Annotated in this window: 20 protein-coding genes; 14 read left to right on the top strand and 6 right to left on the bottom strand. The window is 37.1% G+C overall.

Going from position 1 to position 20505, the window contains the following annotated elements; translation table 11 throughout:
* The first annotated feature begins 8 nt into the window (after positions 1–8).
* From BXY75_RS00885 to BXY75_RS00850, 8 genes are all read left to right on the top strand, one after another.
* Positions 9–818 carry a glycogen/starch synthase gene (locus BXY75_RS00885; RefSeq protein WP_121905818.1) on the top strand — a complete coding sequence of 270 codons (810 nt, stop codon included), beginning with the start codon at positions 9–11 and terminating at the stop codon, positions 816–818.
* Between the two features lie 133 nt (positions 819–951).
* Positions 952–2628: a DUF4270 domain-containing protein gene (locus BXY75_RS00880; protein ID WP_121905817.1), complete on the top strand. Its 1677-nt coding sequence runs from the start codon at positions 952–954 to the stop codon at positions 2626–2628.
* 11 nt (positions 2629–2639) lie between these two features.
* Positions 2640–4487 (top strand): glutamine--fructose-6-phosphate transaminase (isomerizing), encoded by a 1848-nt coding sequence (glmS, locus tag BXY75_RS00875; protein WP_121905816.1) that lies wholly within the window; start codon positions 2640–2642, stop codon positions 4485–4487.
* A gap of 251 nt (positions 4488–4738) precedes the next feature.
* Positions 4739–5464 (top strand): sulfotransferase-like domain-containing protein, encoded by a 726-nt coding sequence (locus tag BXY75_RS00870; RefSeq protein ID WP_121905815.1) that lies wholly within the window; start codon positions 4739–4741, stop codon positions 5462–5464.
* Position 5465: 1 nt separating this feature from the next.
* On the top strand, positions 5466–6359 hold the full coding sequence (locus tag BXY75_RS00865; RefSeq protein WP_121905814.1) for an aminotransferase class IV: 894 nt from the start codon (positions 5466–5468) through the stop codon (positions 6357–6359).
* Positions 6360–6864: 505 nt separating this feature from the next.
* Positions 6865–8370, top strand: coding sequence for a F0F1 ATP synthase subunit beta (gene atpD, locus BXY75_RS00860; RefSeq protein WP_121905813.1), 1506 nt, complete (start codon positions 6865–6867; stop codon positions 8368–8370).
* Positions 8371–8445: 75 nt separating this feature from the next.
* Positions 8446–8721, top strand: a complete 276-nt coding sequence (locus BXY75_RS00855; RefSeq protein WP_121905812.1) for a F0F1 ATP synthase subunit epsilon — start codon at positions 8446–8448, stop codon at positions 8719–8721.
* An 87-nt stretch (positions 8722–8808) separates the two neighbouring features.
* Complete coding sequence (locus BXY75_RS00850) at positions 8809–9894, top strand: hypothetical protein (protein WP_121905811.1); 1086 nt, start codon at positions 8809–8811, stop codon at positions 9892–9894.
* Here BXY75_RS00850 and BXY75_RS00845 read toward each other — a convergent pair.
* Genes BXY75_RS00845 through BXY75_RS00835 form a run of 3 tightly spaced genes read right to left on the bottom strand, consistent with a single transcriptional unit; the run spans position 9891 to position 11209 of the window.
* Entirely contained in the window at positions 9891–10421 is a 531-nt protein-coding gene (locus BXY75_RS00845) for a GNAT family N-acetyltransferase (protein WP_121905810.1), read from the bottom strand. The two genes, BXY75_RS00850 and BXY75_RS00845, sit on opposite strands and share 4 nt — an antisense overlap.
* Before the next feature lie 28 nt (positions 10422–10449).
* Entirely contained in the window at positions 10450–10974 is a 525-nt protein-coding gene (locus BXY75_RS00840) for a DUF2975 domain-containing protein (protein WP_147437208.1), read from the bottom strand.
* A gap of 31 nt (positions 10975–11005) precedes the next feature.
* Positions 11006–11209: a helix-turn-helix domain-containing protein gene (locus BXY75_RS00835; protein WP_121905808.1), complete on the bottom strand. Its 204-nt coding sequence runs from the start codon at positions 11207–11209 to the stop codon at positions 11006–11008.
* Between the two features lie 674 nt (positions 11210–11883).
* On the opposite strand from BXY75_RS00835, the gene BXY75_RS00830 reads away from it, so the two are divergent.
* The 3 genes from BXY75_RS00830 (at position 11884) to BXY75_RS00820 (ending at position 14014) form a co-directional block, all read left to right on the top strand.
* Positions 11884–12516 carry a fibronectin type III domain-containing protein gene (locus tag BXY75_RS00830; RefSeq protein WP_121905807.1) on the top strand — a complete coding sequence of 211 codons (633 nt, stop codon included), beginning with the start codon at positions 11884–11886 and terminating at the stop codon, positions 12514–12516.
* Positions 12517–12625: 109 nt separating this feature from the next.
* Complete coding sequence (locus BXY75_RS00825; RefSeq protein ID WP_121905806.1) at positions 12626–13480, top strand: cupin-like domain-containing protein; 855 nt, start codon at positions 12626–12628, stop codon at positions 13478–13480.
* A gap of 42 nt (positions 13481–13522) precedes the next feature.
* Entirely contained in the window at positions 13523–14014 is a 492-nt protein-coding gene (locus BXY75_RS00820; RefSeq protein ID WP_121905805.1) for a DUF6646 family protein, read from the top strand.
* On the opposite strand, the gene BXY75_RS00815 is transcribed toward BXY75_RS00820, so the two are convergent.
* From BXY75_RS00815 to BXY75_RS00805, 3 genes are all read right to left on the bottom strand, one after another.
* Positions 14004–14483, bottom strand: a complete 480-nt coding sequence (locus tag BXY75_RS00815; protein ID WP_121905804.1) for a regulatory protein RecX — start codon at positions 14481–14483, stop codon at positions 14004–14006. The genes BXY75_RS00820 and BXY75_RS00815 overlap by 11 nt on opposite strands.
* A gap of 808 nt (positions 14484–15291) precedes the next feature.
* Positions 15292–16845, bottom strand: a complete 1554-nt coding sequence (locus BXY75_RS00810; RefSeq protein WP_121905803.1) for an Rne/Rng family ribonuclease — start codon at positions 16843–16845, stop codon at positions 15292–15294.
* Between the two features lie 329 nt (positions 16846–17174).
* Complete coding sequence (locus tag BXY75_RS00805; RefSeq protein WP_262697274.1) at positions 17175–17483, bottom strand: HU family DNA-binding protein; 309 nt, start codon at positions 17481–17483, stop codon at positions 17175–17177.
* Positions 17484–17592: 109 nt separating this feature from the next.
* Here BXY75_RS00805 and mutY point away from each other — a divergent pair, with 109 nt between their 5' ends.
* The 3 genes from mutY to BXY75_RS00790 are packed head-to-tail and all read left to right on the top strand — an operon-like array spanning position 17593 to position 20505.
* Positions 17593–18681: an A/G-specific adenine glycosylase gene (mutY, locus tag BXY75_RS00800; RefSeq protein ID WP_121905802.1), complete on the top strand. Its 1089-nt coding sequence runs from the start codon at positions 17593–17595 to the stop codon at positions 18679–18681.
* Positions 18682–18732: 51 nt separating this feature from the next.
* Entirely contained in the window at positions 18733–19179 is a 447-nt protein-coding gene (locus BXY75_RS00795; protein ID WP_121905801.1) for a single-stranded DNA-binding protein, read from the top strand.
* Between the two features lie 21 nt (positions 19180–19200).
* Positions 19201–20505 carry a gliding motility-associated protein GldE gene (locus BXY75_RS00790; protein ID WP_121905800.1) on the top strand — a complete coding sequence of 435 codons (1305 nt, stop codon included), beginning with the start codon at positions 19201–19203 and terminating at the stop codon, positions 20503–20505.

Genomic DNA, 20505 nt, shown 5'->3' with positions numbered 1-20505 from the left:
CAAAATAGATGAAAGATAAAAGAGTCTTGTATGTGTCTTCTGAAGTGATACCCTACTTACCGGAGACCGAGATTTCTTCAATGTCGTTTGAAGCCCCACGAATGGTTAATAATAATAACGGACAGATTAGAATATTTATGCCCCGTTATGGAAATATCAACGAACGCAGACATCAACTGCATGAGGTGATCCGTTTGTCTGGAATGAATCTTGTTATTAACGACCTTGATATGCCGCTAATTATTAAGGTAGCTTCTATTCCTAAAGAGCGTATGCAAGTGTACTTTATTGATAATGAAGATTATTTTAAGCGAAAAGCGACCTTTGCAGATGAAGAGGGAAATTTTTTCTCCGATAATGATGAAAGGGCTATATTTTTTGCAAAAGGTGTTATTGAAACAGTTAAGAAATTAAATTGGTCTCCCGATATTATTCATGTCCATGGGTGGTTGGCTTCATTTTTACCTCTTTATTTAAGAAACTATTACGGAAACGAGCCCTTGTTCGAAAATAGTAAAATAGTTACCTCCGTATACAATCAAGGCTTCGACGGTACGTTAGATAGTGGAACCATCGATAAAATTAGGTTTGATGCAATAGATGATGACGCTATTACCGAATTAGAAAACCCTAATTATGTGAACCTAATGAAGATTGCAATTAAAAATTCGGATGCGATTATTATTGGTTCTGAAGAGATTCCAAGTGAACTGGAGGAATATCTTAACAAATTAGATAAACCAGTGTTAAAGTATCATAATATGGACGATTTTTCTCCGGCTTATTTAGATTTTTACGAATCGAAAGTTCTTCAATAACAAGTACACTTTTTAAAATTGCTTTTGAAATGCCCAATAGCAACGAACAAGAGAATAAAGGATGAGATTAGATGGCAATTCTTGTTTGGAAAATAGACAGGAAACTTCCTTTAAAAATAAATAGCATATACAGATGAAATTAAGAAATATATTGCCTCAATTGTTGGCAGTCCTATTTTTAATAATTGCCTTGGCTTCATGTCAGGAAGATTTTAGCACCTTAGGGTCCGATATTATTGGGGGACAACCTCTTAATGTTGAGAACAATAATGACAAAACAGTCATCGCATATAGCTCGAAATTTGCCCCTATACAGACTAATGGGTTACCAGTTTACAAACTAGGAACATATACTGATCCTGTTTATGGAAAAACAAAAGTTGAATTGTTAGCGCAGGTTTTGTTATCGACTACTGAGCCTGACTTCGGTTTTGGGACTCATTTGGATAGTGTAGTTTTGTATATTCCGTATCTTTCAGAAGCAACTATTGAGAATGAAATAACTACATATACCTTAGATTCGGTATATGGAAGTGATCCAATTAATATCTCTATATACGAATCCAACTATCTCCTAAGAGATTTCGATCCCAATTCTGGACTTCAGGAAACACAAAAATATTATTCAGATTTAAAAAATACGGCCTTTGCAAATCAGAGCAATATAGGTTCATTGATCTATACAATTGAAGATTTTATTCCTAGCAATGAAAGTATTTTACTTTATACACCCGATGGGGACGACGAAGGTACAGATCCGGATGAAACAATTGTAGCACCCGGACTTAGAGTGAAATTACCTGTGCAGTTCTTTAGGGATAAAATACTAGACAAAGAAGGAATGCCCGAATTACTAAGCTTCAGTAATTTTAAAAATTACTTTAGAGGACTTTATTTTGAAGTCGATGATATGGGAACAAACGGAAACTTATTCGAGTTTAAATTGGATGGTGCAAGTATTAGTATGTATTATACTTTTCAAGATACTGAAGTAGGAACAACAACCTCAGATCCAAATACTGGTGAAGTGGAAAGGGAAAGTGCTATTTATACACTTACCTTTATTAATAATTCGGTAATTCATCATAATGTAAACTTATATACAAATGATGCCTTGCCACCAGCAATAGAAGCGGCGGTTACAAACCCTAACACAACGCAAGGTGAAGAATCATTATACCTAAGAGGTGGTGACGGAATTGGTTCTATTATCAAACTTTTTGGCGATGTAGATGCCGACAACAACAATGTACCAGATGAACTGGATCAAATGCGTTTGGAAAGATGGCTAATCAATGAAGCCAATCTAATTTTTTACGTGGATCAGAGTCAGGTTACAGGTGGCGATGCTGAACCAGAAAGGATATTTATTTATGATGCCATAAATTCAATTATTTTAAATGATTATGATCGGGATTTATCAGCATCCGACGTTGCAGTGAACTCTGTAATCAACCATCTTGGTCGTCTGGATCGTGGAAGCGACGAGAACGGGGATTTCTATAAAATAAGAATTACCCACCACATTAGTAATCTGGTACATAATGATTCAACTAATGTTCCTTTGGCGCTTGTTGTAAACCAAAATGTGCTTGCTAATGTGAGCTCCGGTAACCCATCGTTTGATTATCAGACTTTACAAAATCCTATTTCGATCGATCAAATCAATGATGGAACTACAGATTTTGAATTGAAATCCATTCCTTCTGCTGCTGTGGGTTCCCATGAAGGTACTGTGTTATTTGGGAATAATACTTCCAACGAAGAAAAAAGATTAAAGCTCCAAATTTATTATACATTACCTAATTAAGACTTGAAAATATGTGTGGAATAGTAGGTTACATTGGCAAAAGAGAAGCATATCCTATTATTATTAATGGGTTAAAAAGATTAGAATACAGAGGTTATGATAGTGCAGGAATTGCATTGTACGATGGGTCTCAGATTCAGTTATGCAAAACCAAAGGGAAGGTTGTCGATCTAGAACAACGTGTAGAAAAGGAAATCTCTATAAAAGGAAGCGTGGGAATTGGTCATACCAGATGGGCTACTCACGGAGTACCAAATGATGTAAATTCACATCCACATTATTCGAATAGCGGGGATCTTGTGATTATCCACAATGGTATCATCGAAAATTATGCTTCAATTAAAAAAGAGCTAATGAATCGGGGTTATACTTTTACATCCGATACAGATACTGAAGTACTTGTTAATCTTATCGAGGAAGTAAAAAAGACCGAAGGCGTTAAGCTTGGTAAAGCGGTTCAAATTGCTTTAAATCAAGTGGTAGGCGCTTATGCTATTGCCCTTTTTGATCGTAATAAACCCGATGAAATTGTAGTTGCAAAACTGGGAAGTCCGTTGGCAATTGGTATTGGAGATGATGAGTTTTTCGTAGCAAGTGATGCTTCTCCATTTATCGAATTCACAAATAATGCTATTTATCTTGAAGATGAAGAAATGGCAATCATTCGTCGTGGTCGTGAAGTAAAGATTAGAAAGATCAAAAATGATAGTCTCGTGAATCCTTATATTCATGAATTAAAATTAAACCTCGAGCAGATAGAAAAAGGCGGTTACGATCACTTTATGTTAAAGGAGATTTACGAACAGCCTTCAGTTATTAGAGACACTTACAGAGGAAGATTACTCGCCAACGAAGGGATTATTAAACTTGGAGGACTGGAAGAATATATCCCGAAGTTTATCAATGCTGATAGAATAATCATTGTTGCCTGTGGAACATCATGGCACGCCGGTCTTGTTGCCGAATATATTTTTGAAGATTGGGCACGTATCCCGGTTGAAGTGGAGTACGCATCCGAATTCAGATATAGAAACCCTATAATCACCGAAAAGGACGTGGTAATCGCAATTTCTCAAAGTGGTGAAACTGCCGATACTCTAGCAGCTATCAAATTAGCTAAGGAAAAAGGAGCATTCGTTTACGGAATTTGTAATGTAGTGGGATCGACCATTTCACGTGAAACTCATAGTGGAACTTATACACACGCAGGTCCGGAAATTGGAGTGGCTTCAACAAAAGCATTTACAACACAGATCACAGTACTAACGATGATTGCCTTAAAATTGGCGCAGATAAAAGGTACGATTTCAAAATCGAACTATATGATGCATTTACGTGAACTGGAGCAAATTCCGAATCACGTAGAAGAGGCTTTAAAGAGTAATGATAAGATTAAAGAGATAGCCGAAGTTTTTAAAGATGCTTCGAATTTTCTTTACCTCGGAAGGGGTTACAATTTCCCTGTTGCCTTAGAAGGTGCATTAAAACTAAAAGAAATTTCATACATACACGCAGAGGGTTATCCTGCTGCCGAAATGAAACATGGCCCTATTGCACTTATAGATGAGAATATGCCGGTTGTGGTTATTGCGATCAATAGCAACCACTATGATAAAGTAGTGAGTAACATTCAGGAGATTAAATCCAGAAAAGGAGTTATAATCGCTGTGGTTACCAAAGGAGATACAGTGGTTAGAGAAATGGCCGATTATATTATGGAAGTGCCTAACACTCCAGAAACACTTACCCCCTTAGTTACAACAATCCCATTACAGTTGTTATCTTATCATATAGCCGTAATGCTTAACAGGAATGTGGATCAACCCCGTAATCTTGCGAAGTCGGTAACGGTAGAATAAACAAAAAAGAGGACTAGAATATAAGGCTCAAGACTTAATTGTTTTGGGCCTTTTTTTACCCCTCCGCCCTTTGGGCACCTCCCCTAAATTAGGGGAGGAAATCGAATGTCCATTTAGTAATTAAATAATCTCCCCTCCTTTTTTTAAGGAGGGGTGCCGAAGGCGGGGTGGTTGGTGCCCAAAGGGCGGAGGGGTTAACATCTTACTAAATTCAATCCTGAATATTTTCTTTTTCAACTATCTTTACTCTAATGAAAAAAGTGATCAACCTCATTTCCGGCCCGCGAAATTTATCGACTGCGTTGATGTATTCGTTTTCCGGCTTATCCGATTTGAAGGTGTTGGATGAACCTTTTTACGGATATTATCTTCGGAATGCTCCACTAGAAGTGTCTCATCCTGCTCACGATGAAATTCTGAAAGCAAATCATGCAACAGAGGATGAGGTGATAAATGAGATAAACTCACTTTCTGAAACCACAAATGTGTTTGTAAAAGGCATGGCACATCACTATCTTTCAGATCGACCTGCATTTATCTTAAACTGGGAAAATGTGATATTAATCCGTCACCCTAAAAAACTGATTGCCTCATTTGCTAAAGTCATCGAAAACCCATCACTTACAGATATAGGCATAAAAAAAGCTTCAGAACTATTTTTATATTTAAAGGCGGAGGGCAAAACCCCCATAGTAATCGATAGCGATGCCCTTTTAATGCATCCGGAGAATTATTTAAAGAAATTGTGTTCTCTTCTTAAGCTGTCTTTTTCCGAAGAAATGCTCTCATGGAAAAAAGGAGGTATTCCTGAAGACGGTGTTTGGGCGCCATATTGGTATAAAAATGTGCATAATTCGGAAGGATTTGCTATTCAGAAAAGCAGCTCACAATCATTGCCTAAAAGATTGGAACCATTACTTGAAGAAGCAATGCCGCACTATGAAACTCTTAAAAACTATATTCTAAAAAACGATTAATATGTTGCAGAAATCAAACCCCAAAAATGACAATATACAGGTGTATATTAAAGATAGGTTATACCCTAGAAATGAAGCGAAAATATCTGTTTTCGACAGTGCTGTTCAAGGCGGAGATGCCGTTTGGGAAGGATTACGGGTTTATCCTGAAGGGATCGTTTGTTTGGATAAGCACTTAACACGTTTACATGAATCTGCTAAAACATTAGCCTTTTCCGATATTCCTTCCAAAGAAGAAATAAAAAAAGCGATAAAGCAAACCTTGGATGCCAATGCGATGAATGACGATACACATATCAGGCTTACCTTGACTCGTGGCGAAAAAATAACCAGCGGTATGGATCCACGGCTCAATCAAAGTGGATCTTGCCTTATTGTTCTGGCAGAATGGAAGCCTTTGGTATACGATAATAATAGCGGTATTAAAGTGATAAGTACGAGTCAGAGGCGCAACGGACCTCAGTTTCTTGACAGTAAAATTCACCATAACAATCTACTTAATAATATCATTGCGAAAATACAAGCTAATGTTGCTGGAAAAGATGCCGGACTTATGTTAGATGAGCGTGGTTTTGTTGCCGAATTAAACGGAAGCAATGTGTTTATGGTAAAGCATGGGAAAATTCTCACTCCTTTTGCACATGCCTGCTTACCAGGAATAACAAGGAACACCGTGATGGAAATGTGTGAAAAAGAAGGAATTGAGATCAAAGAAGAGGATATTTCGTTATCACAATTTATCAATGCAGAAGGTGTTTTCGCAACAGGAACTATGGGCGAACTTACACCCATCGTTGAAATTGACGGTAGAAGTATTCCTAAAGATGATTTGTTCATGAAACGAGTTATGGACTTGTTTAAGAAGAATGTGAAAAGCTATTGTGAGCCTTTGTAGCGTAATGTCTCCGCATTTGCTGGGCATTTAATCACCCCGCCTTGCACCTAACCACCCCGCCTTCGGCACCCCTCCTTAAAAAGGAGGGGAGATTTTTTTGTTTTTTGAAAGACTTTACGACTTTTCCTCCCCTAATTTAGGGGAGGTGCCCAAAGGGTGGAGGGGTTAGTTGCTCAAGGCGGGCTCAAAGTCTAAATTGCCAATAACGGTGGATAGTCGGGTTTCGGGCAGGGATAGAGGCGGCATCCCGTATAGTGCCATGAAGTAGAGCAGAGCTCACTTTATGACTACTATGCGGATACAGCCGAAAGCCCGGTTCTCTTTCTCTGCTAGAGGCGGTGAAAGAGAAGCCCGCCTAATAATCGCCCTTAGTATTCTTTAAAAACCCCTTTCAAAAAATTAAACAATTCAGTTGCAAAATTAGAATAGAAAAAACTATCTTTGCACCGTTGAAAATTAGGGTGCTTCAAGCGCTCGTATAGTACTAAAATATAAACAGTTATTCATGTCACAAGTTACAGGAAAAGTTGCACAAATTATTGGCCCGGTAGTGGACGTTGCGTTTGCTAGTGGAGCAGAGCTTCCAAAAATCTACGATTCGTTAGAAGTAAACAACAACGGAAATTTATTGGTACTTGAAGTACAGTCTCACATTGGTGAGAATACCGTACGTACCATCTCCATGGACTCTACCGATGGGTTAAGCCGTGGTGTTGATGCTGTTGCGACTGGAGCTCCTATTCAGATGCCAATTGGTGATGCTGTTTACGGACGACTGTTTAATGTAATTGGTGATGCGATCGACGGGATTGGAAACCTGCCTAAAGAAGGTAAAGATGGACTTCCAATTCACCGTGATGCACCAAAATTTGAAGAATTATCTACTTCTACAGAAGTTCTATTTACAGGTATTAAAGTAATCGATTTAATCGAGCCTTACGCAAAAGGGGGTAAAATTGGATTGTTTGGTGGTGCCGGAGTAGGTAAAACTGTATTGATTCAGGAGTTGATCAACAATATTGCAAAAGGTCACGGTGGTCTTTCTGTATTCGCAGGAGTAGGGGAAAGAACTCGTGAAGGAAACGATTTACTTCGTGAGATGCTAGAGTCTGGAATTATCAAGTATGGTGATGACTTTATGCATTCGATGGAAGCTGGTGGATGGGATCTTTCAAAGGTTGATAAGACCGTAATGAAAGAATCGAAAGCAACTTTCGTATTCGGACAGATGAATGAGCCACCTGGAGCACGTGCGCGTGTTGCCTTGTCTGGTTTAACAATTGCTGAGTATTTCCGTGATGGAGCTGGTGATGGACAAGGAAAGGATGTTCTTTTCTTCGTTGATAACATTTTCCGTTTTACACAGGCTGGTTCTGAGGTGTCTGCACTTCTAGGACGTATGCCATCTGCGGTAGGATACCAACCAACATTAGCAACAGAGATGGGTGCAATGCAGGAACGTATTACTTCTACTAAGAAAGGATCTATTACATCTGTACAAGCGGTTTACGTACCTGCAGATGATTTAACAGATCCAGCACCGGCAACTACGTTTGCCCACTTGGATGCAACTACAGTATTGTCTCGTAAAATTGCTGAGCTAGGAATTTATCCAGCAGTGGATCCATTGGATTCTACTTCTCGTATCCTTGCAGCTGATATTTTAGGTGATGAGCATTATGACTGTGCACAACGTGTAAAAGAATTATTACAACGTTATAAAGAACTACAAGATATTATTGCCATCCTTGGTATGGAGGAATTATCTGAAGAAGATAAACAAGCGGTATACCGTGCACGTCGTGTACAACGTTTCTTATCTCAACCTTTCCACGTAGCTGAGCAGTTTACTGGTATTCCTGGTGTATTGGTGGATATTAAAGAAACCATTAAAGGATTTAATATGATTATGGACGGTGAGTTAGATCATCTTCCGGAAGCTGCTTTCAACCTTAAAGGAACTATCGAAGAAGCGATCGAGTCTGGAGAGAAAATGTTGGCTGAAGCTTAAATTAGATTTAAGATTTGAGATATGAGACTTTAGATTTTCTCACATCTCACATCTCATATCTCAATACTATATAATATGTATTTAGAAATCGTAACTCCGGAAGCCTCTTTAGTATCGGGCGAAGTTGAAAGTGTAACCGTTCCAGGTGTGGAAGGGGAATTTCAAATGCTGAACAATCATGCTCCTATCGTTTCATTATTGAGCGCAGGAAAAGTGAAGTTTAAGGGAAATCCGACGATTGCAGAAGGTTTTAAAAGTAAATTCAAACAAGAAGGCGATAAGTGGATCTTTGAGATCAATGGCGGTACTCTTGAAATGAGTAACAATAAAGTGATTGTACTGGCTGATTAACTGCTTTTAATCACAAAACTTAAAATCCCAAATTCCAATTTCCGGAGTTTGGGATTTTTTCTTTAATTTGTTTGATATAACTTCCAGTTGAAAGAATCAAAAAAGTCAATATTTAAGTTTGAAAGACAGATTAGCTATGGAAGACGTATTCTCTCTTTCCTTTTTATCTCTTTAGCGGCTTTTATACTCTTATATTCATATTTATATTATCCTTTCTCAAGTAGTTTTAGAGAGGAAACTTATAGTCTGATTGCTCCAATTTTAGCAGCAGTACTTCCATTTATAGCAGGGGTCACTATAGGCACTAAAAAAGGATTGTTGATAGACAAGACTAATTCTTTAATGAGCATTACCAAGGCCGTGGGTACGGTAATCTATTCAAAACAAAGTCAAATCTATAAAAGCCTTGACTATGTCTCTGTTTATGGAAGTACTAATTCCTTTCATCATTGTAAATTATTTTATGACGATAATATTAAAAATTCGGTTCATTTATTTGAGATAAAAAAGGAAGGTGAGGCGCTGAGAGAAGCTGCTAAAATAAGTAATGCCCTTTCTCTTCCATTAAATAATTTGATATTCGAAATATTCGATGAAAATGCGGTGCCATATATCGAAGAAAATGAACGTGAAATTAGTTTGATTATTTCGGAAGGTGAAAGACCATTTTGGCAGACTTTTATAGCAGCATCTTTTTTTACTGCTGCAAGCTTTTGCATGTATTTATTGGTTTTAGAAGGGTTTAAGAACCAGCAAGCAAGTGTTGCAAATATTCAAGGCCTTGTACAATTGTTGATATACGCTATTGGTTTTGGGATACTCTTTTCTGTTGTTAAGGATTATAGTTTCGACTTTAAAAACAGTTTATTTAAAGTCTCTTATCGAATAGGCTTCATATCGTACGGTAGATGGAAAGTCATGAAAAAGTTGAATCATGTTTCAGTGCACACTAAAAGACTTGGCGAATTTCAGTTATCTATGTGGTACAATACCCGAAATCGTTTGAAACTAGGTATTTATGGAGAATTAAGTGATGCGATATCAGCGGGAAAAGACTTGGCAAAAACCCTGAAAACGGATCTTTATCTTATTAATCATCCCGAAGGTAAAAAATTGATTTCTTACACAGAGCTAGTTGAAGAAGAAATGCTCAATAGTGATTTGATCTTCTAGTCTAAGTATATCAATGCCCATGTCTTTCCATCTGCCTCATAGGTAGTTAAAGTTTTAAATCCGACGCCATAATGGGCATTCAATGATCGGACGTTTGATGCGTCTACTTCGGTCACGATGGTAGTGAATTCAGGAAGTATTGCTTGCTGCATCGAACTGTATAAGCCACGGAATATACCTTGTTTTCGGTATGCTTTGTCTATACAAATTTGGCCCATCACTATCCAGCCATTAGTATTATTCATTTCTTTGAAGATTTCAGCAAACATAGGTTTTAGCACTACAATTTGATCTCCAAATTTTGGGTGCATGCAGAGGGCATATCCTACTACTTTGTTGCTTTCTTTTGCGATAATGTGTTGACAAACATCATTCATAGCTTTGAGAAGCTTGAGATCGTGAACCACAGTAACAAAGCCTTCATTTTCTTTTTCTTCGGAAGTGATAGCAGAAGGAAGGTTTGCTTTTTGAAGCTGAAGAATTTGTTGTAACTCATCTTCAGTTGATGCTCTATCAAAAGTAATCATCGGTCTTGTTTTATAAATTAAGACTAAGTTAAATAGTTAAAGTGTTTTCTGCTTGTAATTCAATCCCTCTTTTAAATACTTGTGCAATGATAAAAATAATTGCCGCTAAAAAAAGGAACTCACTACTACCCCAATCCTGAATAACATTCAGGCCGGTTTTAGAGAGCCATTTAGTATATCCCTGTGCGATTACTGCCAATAAGCCTGCTGTTAAAGCGGCATGACTTATTTTAGAAATTAGTAATGAAATAGCTTCGCTGAAAGGTTGCTGTAAATTTAGTTTGGCAAAAACCTGAATCACTAAATATGCAATATAAGCCTGTATTATTAGAAATGAAATGTAAAATGACACGCTACAAATATAGTACCAGAGGCTCAAATTATAAAGTTCCGAAAGATCAAGTCCCAAATATAGATTTTGGGCTGCTATTGGATTAAAAAGGCTTATCGTGAACGATGTGAGGATCGCTCCGGCTTGAATAAGTAGTCCGATGAATATAATCCAGGAAATAACTTTTAATAAAGACAGTATGGGTGTGGTTGTAGATTTCATAGTTTTAAGTTTAAGAATTGGTTGATAAGTATTAGTCAATATATTCTAAAATATCACCGGGTTGACATTTAAGAGCCTTGCATATGGCTTCCAAAGTCGAGAATCGAACAGCTTTTGCCTTTCCTGATTTTAGTATGGAAAGATTGGCTTCGGTTAGATTTATTATTTCAGCCAATTCTTTGCTTTTCATATCCTTATTGGCGAGGATGTTGTCAAGATTTATTTGAATTGGCATTGGTTTTAAGTTTGAATTTTTTTGATAAAATTATCGTTTAACAATAACAAATGTATTTAAAATTATCGAATAACGATAATAAACTTCAATATTTTTATTTTAGAATTGCAAAACTCGTTTTTCTTTTAAATACTTATCACCTTCATTCTCTTTGATGGATTTTAGCTGCTAAGCTTCAGAAGTAATACATGAAATCAAGATTGAGCTTTTTTCGAAGTGCTACGTTATTTAATTGTTAAATTCAAATATTGCAATATTACGTTAGAACTTTTATTGAATACGAAGCTTCGTTTTCTAGAGGAAATTGGCTTTTAATTGTCGTGTTAATTCCGGAATTGTTTAATGTTGTATGAGTAGTTTGATGGAAATGAAGTGATGATTTGACAATAACCAGCAAACCCTTCCGAAGCAATTGAAAACAGTTTAATCAGTGTCCTTAGTTTGAAATAAATTGGTTAAAGATTAACTATAACAACAAGAATTTTATCGACTGTACTTATTTTATAATAAACAAACGAATAGGCTCCTGTCAAATACAACCAATTCACTTCGACGATTATGACATTTTTAATAAAATTAAAGAGGCAAAAGAGAAACCTGAACAACAATTTTTTTAAACTTATTAAATAAAATGACAGACTTGTCGTTAAAGAACAAACAAAACCTCATAATCTATGAAAAAGTATCTTTTACTTGTTTGTGCCATTCTTGTCCTTGTTTCATGCAACAAAGACGATGAAGGTTCCAATTCTAATTGTTCTGGCCCTACAACCATTGACGCTATATTACTAACTAGTACTTCACTTTCTTTTGAATGGGACACCAGCACTGGAACTGCCTGGCAGTTCGAATATGGACCTACAGGATTTGATCTTGGTACCGGAACAGTAATTTCCACTTCAGAGGAAGATTTTCTTATTACCGGCTTGACTCCATTAACTGCTTATACTGTTCATCTGCGGAATAATTGCGGAAGTAATGGCTTTAGTGATTATATAAGTTATGATTTTACGACGCTGCAAACTGTTGTGAATTGTAACAAACCAACAAATTTGACACTTGGGTTAATTACATCAAATTCTGTTGCATTCAGTTGGAACGAGAACAATGAAACCGCCTGGGAGATTAAATTTGGTGTTTCTCCTTATGTGCCGGATGCGAATCCTGGATTCCCAACCTCACAAAGCTCTTATAATCTAACCGGACTGAGCCCTTCTACTACCTACGAAATATATGTAAGAGCAAATTGTGGATCTGGAGGGTATAGTGAATATTCACTTGCATTGGTTGTGACTACAAATCCTTAGTGAATTATTATAAAATTCAAAAGCCGGCAAATGTGCCGGCTTTTTTTTGTGACAATTTTAAAAACTACTTTCCCTCAAGTTTCGTAAGTTTACTACGTCCGTAACACTTATGAAACTACAGGAAATAGACAGAGTAGAAACTATCACTAAGGAAGAATTCCTTACCCATTATTTTAAACCACAAAAACCTGTAATTATCGAAAGATTTATAGAGGATTGGCCTGCTTTTAAAAAATGGAACCTCGACTATATGGCGGATATTGCCGGAGATAAAATGGTTCCTTTGTACGACAATCGCCCGGTTCATCATAAGGATGGGTTCAATCAACCGCATGCGAAAATGAGGATGAGCGAGTACATCGATTTACTTAAGCGTGAGCCCACTAAGTACCGTATTTTTTTATGGAATATGCTTAAAGAAGTACCTCAGCTACAGAAGGATTTTACATATCCCGATTTTGGTCTTAAATTAATGAAGGGATTACCAATGTTGTTCTTTGGAGGCAAGAATTCTTATACGTTTATGCATTATGACATTGACCTAGCCAATATTTTTCACTTTCAATTTCACGGCAAGAAAGAAGTGATTTTATTCGATCAGGATCAAAACGATTTTTTATACAAGGTACCTCATTCAATTATTACCAGAGAGGATATCGACTTTGCAAATCCCGATTACGACAAGTGGCCGGCTTTGAAAAAAGCTAAGGGTTTTAAGACTTGTTTGGAGCACGGAAATATGCTTTATATGCCTGAAGGTTATTGGCACTATATGCGTTATATAAGCCCCGGATTTTCGATGAGTTTGCGATCCATTCCTAAAAACCCAATGAATCTTGCCAAAGCCGTATATAACTTAGTCTTTATGCGATATTTTGATACATTGATGCGAAAAATAAAAGGTCAAAAGTGGATCAATTGGAAAAATGAACAGGCATTGATTCGTTCCAATAAGTATAGTTAAGTAAAAAGGAATATCTTTATAGTGTTCACTAAATTCGGAAATATGAAAAATACCTTTTTAGTTATAATACTATTGTTTTCTACCTGCATTTTCGGTCAGGCCTATACTGGAAAAGGCGATGTTAAGTTTCAGGTTGGGGCTAATCTACAGAATAATGGCACCGGAATTTCTGGAAGCCTCGATTTTGGAGTTGGGGAGAATATTTCATTTGGCGTTTCGTCCTCTTATCTTTTAGGTGTAGACGAGGTGTTAGAGACGGAGTTCATTGATCGATTTGATATTAAAGGAAGATTCAATGCGAATATTGGTAATGTTATTAATGTTGATGAAAACCTAGATATTTATCCGGGATTGTATCTTAGTATGAAGAATTTCGGGGGTCACTTCGGGGTTCGGTATTTTTTCACAAGTGGTTTTGGTGTTTTTTCGGAGCTTACAGTGCCTTTTGCTAAATATAACACCACACTTTTAACACCTGCCGAAACTTTGCATAATCAGTTTTCCGTGAATCTAGGTGCGAGTTTTAATATTTGATTAGTTCCTTGACTTTTTCATACACCATACTGCTGTCCCAACCTCTGTAAAGTAAATAATCGGCGAATTTTTTTCTTTTCCTTTGAATGTTTTCTTCGGAAGTTAACTGTGAGAGTCGTTTTTCTGAAAGCTGATCAAACGTTTGGTAGTAGTCGGATTCAGATATTTCCTGAAGCGCAATTTTAATATTGAAGCTAGATATTTCCCGAAATTTCAATTCTCTAATTATTCTGTTTTTTCCCCATTTTTTTGTTCTGAATTTACCTCTGGCAAATGCCTGAGAAAAACGGGTTTCATTCAGAAAATTATGTTGTAGTAAATGATGAATAACCTGGTCTGAAGCTTCCGGAATCATTCTCATATCCCAAAGTTTTTGTTTCACTTCTTTATGACAACGTTCCTGATAAGCGCAATAGCTTTCCAATCGTTGAATGGCTTCAGAAACCGTATATGTCTTATGCTTTTCCACATTGTAAAGTTAGTTATTTTCAAGTGTTTTATACTAAAGATTAAGGCCCTCACCCCGGCCCTCTCCAAGGTTCTCACCATGTTTCATTCTCAAGCCCTATCCTAGACTCTCACCATGTCTCATTCTCAATGCCCTCACCCCGGCCCTCTCCCAGAGGGAGAGGGAGAGATTTTTTTAATTAGGGATATCACCGTGGGGTTTTTTAGGGTTTCATTATGATTTTTATTCGAAGCCCTCACCCCAGCCTTCTCCCAGATTCTCACCATGTTTCATACTCAAAGCCCTCACACTGGCCGTCACCCAGATTCTCACCATGTTTTTTTCTCAAAGCCCTCAACTCCAGCCCTCTCTCAGATTCTCACCATGTTTCATTCTCAAAGCCCTCACCTCGGCACACTCCCAGATTCTCACCATGTTTTTTTCTCAAAGCCCTCACCCCGGCCCTCACTCGGATTCTCACCATGTTTTTTTCTCAAAGCCCTCAACTCCAGCCCTCTCCCAGATTTTCACCATGTTTTTTTCTCAAAGCCCTCACCCCAGCCCTCTCCCAGAGGGAGAGGGAGAGTTATGTTTTTTATGTCCTTCTTAAAGGTGGGGTAGGTTGCATTAGGGGGAGGAGCCATGAAGTAGAGCGTAGCTCACTACATGACTACTACAGGGATATAGCGGATGACCCGGTCCTCTGAAGTGTAACGAAAGAGGGGAATGCCCAAATAATATATAGAATAATTCACTCTCAGCAGGAGAGGTTAGGGTGAGGTGAAGGCAAAAAAAAACCTCCAAAGCTTTACGCTCGGAGGTTTTAATTCTAGTTAATCTCTTCACCATTCTTATCATAGAAATGGTATTCAAGATACGTGTAAGCATCTCTTGGTTGAATTTTTACCCACTTTTTGTGCTCCATGAACCATTTGGTTCGCACCGATGGGATACCTTTTGTTAAAAAGGCCGCTATAAAAGGATGTGCGTTTAAGGTCATCTTTTTATAGTCTTTTTTGAAGAGGCGTTTAACATCTTCATTAATTTTATCTACCACTCCAATAGGCGCTTCAATTTCTCCGGAATTTACATCACCATTACTACTGGGATCTTCTTCGCGGGTTTTGATATTCATTTCAGGCCTTACGCGTTGGCGGGTTATTTGTATCAAGCCAAATTTACTTGGCGGAAGTATTTTGTGTTTTGCTCGATCGTCTTTCATTTCTTCACGAAGATGATCGTAGAGTTTTTTTCTGTTGCCAGCTTGGCCCAGATCAATAAAGTCTACCACAATTATTCCTCCCATATCTCGCAATCTTAACTGCCTTGCAACCTCAGTTGCGGCAATTAGGTTTACTTCGAGGGCTGTACCTTCCTGGGTTTTCGATTTATTACTACGGTTACCACTGTTTACGTCTATAACGTGCATGGCTTCTGTATGTTCGATTACCAAATAGGCTCCTTTGCTACCAGATACGGTTCTACCAAAGGAAGTTTTAATTTGACGTTCAATTCCAAATTTTTCAAAGATTGGAACTTTTGAATCGTAAAATTTAACAATGCTCTCTTTATGTGGTGCAATTTCCTGCACATAATCTTTTATTTGTATGAAGAGATTCTCATCGTCTATGTGTATGGCCGAAAACGAATCGTTAAAAACGTCACGGATCATAGAAGATCCTCTACTTAATTCACTTAACACCTTTGAAGGATGGTGTGCTCCTTGTAGCGTTTTACACATCGCTGTCCAGCGATCTGTGAGATTTTGTAAATCTCTATCCAGTTCTGCTACTTTTTTGCCTTCTGCTACTGTTCGTATGATAACGCCAAATCCTTTAGGTTTTATACTTGTGATCAAGCGTTTTAACCTATCCTTTTCTTCTTTGGATTCTATTTTTTGAGAAACAGAAACTCTATCTGAAAAGGGGACAAGAACTATATATCGTCCGGCTATGGAAAGCTCTGAACTAATTCTTGGTCCTTTAGTGGAAATGGGTTCTTTTACGATTTGTACCAGAATAGACTGATTCGACTTTAAAGCATCATTTATGCCTCCGTTTTTATCAATCTCTTTTTCTAATGGGAAATCTTTTAAAGAATACTCTTTAAGTTTACCTGTGCTTACACGTTTTATGAATTTCAACAAAGTAAGGACTTTTGGTCCAAGATCGTGATAATGCAAAAATGCATCTTTCTCATACCCTACATTTACAAATGCAGCGTTTAGACCTTGTACTGTTTTTCGGATTTTGGCAATATAAACATCACCAACCGAAAACTTATTGTCTTCTTCTTCCTTGTTTAATTCAACTAGTCTTCCATCTTTTAAAAGGGCAAAATCAACTTCTCGCGAACTGGATCTAATAAATAATTCGTAGTTCACCTTAATTAATTTTTATCCATCAGCCCTTAGGCTGACAAATGGATTTAACAATAATTTTCACAGGGTTTTTTTTACCCGATATTACATCGGGAAATACCCGTTGAAACCAGTCTGTATCTAGAGAATAAAACAGCGAGATTTCAATTTCAAAGAACAATTTACTCTACATATTAAAAGAAAAAAGTAGTTTTAAAACTACTTTTTCTTATGACGGTTAGCGCGTCTTCTCTTTTTACGCTTGTGCGTAGCTACCTTATGTCTTTTTCTTTTTTTACCACTTGGCATATTAACTTATTTTAAATATCCGTCGGGGGACGGAAAGATTATTATTATTTTACCTCAACATTTGTCTTTACGCCTTCAACAAACACTTTTGCTGGTTTAAACGCTGGGATGTTGTGAGCGGGGATCTTGATTGTAGTGTTTTTGGAAATGTTTCTTCCGGTTTTTTCGGCTCTAGTTTTAATGATAAAACTTCCAAATCCTCTAAGGTAAACATTGTCTCCACTTTCTAGAGAAGTTTTTACTTCTTCCATGAAGGTTTCAACAGTAGCTTGTACATCACCTTTTTCCATTCCTAATTTTTCTGAAATTTTCGCTACAATATCTGCTTTCGTCATGCTAATTTTTTTTTTAATTATTATAAGTATAGGTTTTTTTTCAAGATGGCAAATATACGGATTTTAAAATCAATAAATCAAATCGTAATGCGTTAAAATATAATTAGATATAGGGTATTTTTGTGAAATGCCTAAAAATTCATCTTTTTTTCATAAAAAACTCATATTGTGGTACTTACAGCACAAAAGAGATCTTCCTTGGCGAAATACAAAAGATCCATATCGCATATGGCTTTCAGAAATAATGCTACAGCAAACGCGTGTCGCACAGGGCCTTCCGTATTATGAACGATTCTTAAAGGCGTTTCCTACAATAAAAGAGCTTGCGACGACTTCCGAAGATAAAATACTTAAATTATGGCAGGGATTAGGATATTATTCGAGGGCGAGAAACTTATATGCCACTGCTAATTATATTTGGAATGAACGCAACGGTAAGTTTCCATCTAATTATAAGGAGTTACTTACGTTAAAAGGAGTCGGTGATTATACGGCCAGTGCCATTGCCTCCATCTGTTATGACGAAAAACAAGCTGTTGTAGATGGTAATGTGTATCGTGTGCTCTCACGCGTTTTTGGAATAAGCACACCTATTAATAGTACTGCCGGAATTAAAGAGTTTAAAAGCCTTGCGCAGCTTCTCATCGATGGCAGACAACCGGGCACTTACAATCAAGCTATCATGGAATTTGGTGCCAGACATTGTACACCTCAGAACCCGGATTGTGGAAGTTGTATTTTTAGTGATCGTTGTATCGCTTTGAAAAAGGATATGGTGGGCCAATTGCCTGTTAAGATTAAAAAACTGAAGATTAAAAAGAGATATTTCAATTATATAGTTATTCTTTCTGAAGAAGGTAAGACGGTGTTGAAGCAACGTACAAAAAAGGGAATCTGGCAACAATTGTACGAATTTCCATTGGTGGAAACTGAAGCAGAGGTCGATGAAATTGAATTGAAGGAGATTCAGACGTTTAATGAAGTTTCAGAAGGATACAACATCGAATCATTGGTACTATATAATGAAGCTTCGGTAGTGCATAAATTGTCCCATCAGCATTTGTACACCAGATTCTGGATCGCGACCCTTTCCGAAGAAAATCAAAAAAACGGAAATAGAATAGAAAATGAGATTCCTATTGCAAGAGTTCGTGACTACGCTGTGCCTGTATTGATTGAAAATTTTATTTCGGATTTTTCAGTTTTTAAAATCTGAAAAAACACCTATATTTAAGCGACAAAATATACCTTTGCAAAAATAATTATAATGAGCGGTACATTAAATAAGGTGATGCTAATAGGGCATACAGGAGATGAAGTTAAAATGCACTATTTTGAAGGAGGCGGAAGCATTGGAAGATTTCCTGTGGCGACGAATGAAACGTATACGAATCGCACTACCGGTGAAAAAGTAAATAATACTGAATGGCACAATATTGTTGTTCGGAATAAAGCGGCTGAAATTTGTGAAAAGTACCTGAAAAAGGGTGACAAGGTGTATATTGAAGGTCGGCTGAAAACTCGAAAATGGCAGGATGATAAAGGTCAGGATCGCTACAGTACCGAAATACAGTGTACAGATTTTACCTTTTTATCTCCTAAAAACGAAGATAATTCTGGTCCTGTATCCGGGAATAATAGTGGACATCAAGTTGCCAGTCAGACTAACGAAGTGACAGATGCCCCGGGCGAAAATGACGATTTGCCGTTTTAAAGTTTAACTAACCGAAACATTTTGGATATAGAGCCTCCCAGTTTACTTTTTATAGCTTTTCTTTCCTACACTCATATAACAAGTATAGTTGTTTTACTTGTTTTACTAGTTTGTTCAGCCCTGATTTCGGGAGCTGAAGTAGCTCTATTTTCACTTACTACGACAGATCTGGAATCGGATGATGCTGTGGGAAGTAAGAAACTGGATATCATTAAAAAATTACTGTCCAAACCAAAGAAGCTTTTGGCAACTATTTTGGTAGCTAATAACTTTATCAATATTGCCATCGTTTTACTCTTTGATTCGATTACAGAAATACTCTTTTCGGGGATTACCGATGCTTACAATCTCAGATTTATAGTAGAAGTAGGTGTCGTTACCTTCCTAATTTTGTTGTTTGGTGAAATTCTTCCGAAGATATATGCGAGTAGGAATAAATTGAAGTTCACTAATTTCATGGCGTATCCTTTAAATGTATTAGATACCTTGCTCATGCCTTTAAGTATGCCAATGAGAGCGGCTACTATTTATATACATGATAAATTTGGAAAGCAGAAATCGAATATTAGTGTCGATCAATTATCTCAAGCGCTTGAGTTAACCGACGCAAAAGATACCACTCACGAAGAACAAAAGATCTTGCAAGGGATTGTTACCTTCGGAAATACCGATACTAAACAGGTGATGAAAAATAGAATGGACATTTTCGCCTTAAATGAAGATCTCTCTTTTAAGGATATTATGCCAGATATTATAGAACGTGGATATTCCCGAATACCGGTTTATAAGGATAGTATTGACTCGATTACCGGGATTCTTTACGTAAAAGATCTTTTACCTTATATAGATAGAAAAACGCTTGACTGGCAGAATCTAAAACGAGAACCATATTTTATACCGGAAAATAAGAAGCTGGACGATCTTCTCAATGAGTTTAAGGAGATGAAAATGCACCTTGCTATTGTTGTGGATGAATATGGTGGGACGAGTGGTTTGATCTCTTTGGAAGATATTTTGGAAGAGATCGTGGGTGAAATCAGTGATGAATTTGACGACGAGGATCTTGTGTTTTCAAAATTGGATGACAATAATTATATATTTGAAGGTAAAACCCCACTTAAGGATTTTTATAAGGTTATAAAAATTGAGGATCCTCAGCCTTTTGAGGATGAAAAAGGAGAGGCCGAAACACTTGCGGGTTTCCTTCTGGAGATTTCTAAAGGATTTCCTAAAAAGGATGAAATACTAACCTTCCATAATTATTCGTTTACCATTGAAGCGTTCGATAATAAACGCATCAAACAGATTAAACTTTCAATTAATTAG

Source organism: Ulvibacter antarcticus (assembly GCF_003688405.1).
GTDB classification, from domain to species: domain Bacteria; phylum Bacteroidota; class Bacteroidia; order Flavobacteriales; family Flavobacteriaceae; genus Ulvibacter; species Ulvibacter antarcticus.
Note: the sequence above shows the minus strand (reverse complement) of the source record. Positions and strands in the feature narration are given on the sequence as shown.

Coding starts and splice junctions, on each gene's coding strand:
- BXY75_RS00885 (WP_121905818.1), top strand. CDS start 9: ATGAAAGATAAAAGAGTCTTGTATGTGTCTTCTGAAGTGATACCCTAC.
- BXY75_RS00880 (WP_121905817.1), top strand. CDS start 952: ATGAAATTAAGAAATATATTGCCTCAATTGTTGGCAGTCCTATTTTTA.
- glmS (WP_121905816.1), top strand. CDS start 2,640: ATGTGTGGAATAGTAGGTTACATTGGCAAAAGAGAAGCATATCCTATT.
- BXY75_RS00870 (WP_121905815.1), top strand. CDS start 4,739: ATGAAAAAAGTGATCAACCTCATTTCCGGCCCGCGAAATTTATCGACT.
- BXY75_RS00865 (WP_121905814.1), top strand. CDS start 5,466: ATGTTGCAGAAATCAAACCCCAAAAATGACAATATACAGGTGTATATT.
- atpD (WP_121905813.1), top strand. CDS start 6,865: ATGTCACAAGTTACAGGAAAAGTTGCACAAATTATTGGCCCGGTAGTG.
- BXY75_RS00855 (WP_121905812.1), top strand. CDS start 8,446: ATGTATTTAGAAATCGTAACTCCGGAAGCCTCTTTAGTATCGGGCGAA.
- BXY75_RS00845 (WP_121905810.1), bottom strand. CDS start 10,421: ATGATTACTTTTGATAGAGCATCAACTGAAGATGAGTTACAACAAATT.
- BXY75_RS00840 (WP_147437208.1), bottom strand. CDS start 10,974: ATGAAATCTACAACCACACCCATACTGTCTTTATTAAAAGTTATTTCC.
- BXY75_RS00835 (WP_121905808.1), bottom strand. CDS start 11,209: ATGCCAATTCAAATAAATCTTGACAACATCCTCGCCAATAAGGATATG.
- BXY75_RS00830 (WP_121905807.1), top strand. CDS start 11,884: ATGAAAAAGTATCTTTTACTTGTTTGTGCCATTCTTGTCCTTGTTTCA.
- BXY75_RS00825 (WP_121905806.1), top strand. CDS start 12,626: ATGAAACTACAGGAAATAGACAGAGTAGAAACTATCACTAAGGAAGAA.
- BXY75_RS00820 (WP_121905805.1), top strand. CDS start 13,523: ATGAAAAATACCTTTTTAGTTATAATACTATTGTTTTCTACCTGCATT.
- mutY (WP_121905802.1), top strand. CDS start 17,593: ATGCCTAAAAATTCATCTTTTTTTCATAAAAAACTCATATTGTGGTAC.
- BXY75_RS00795 (WP_121905801.1), top strand. CDS start 18,733: ATGAGCGGTACATTAAATAAGGTGATGCTAATAGGGCATACAGGAGAT.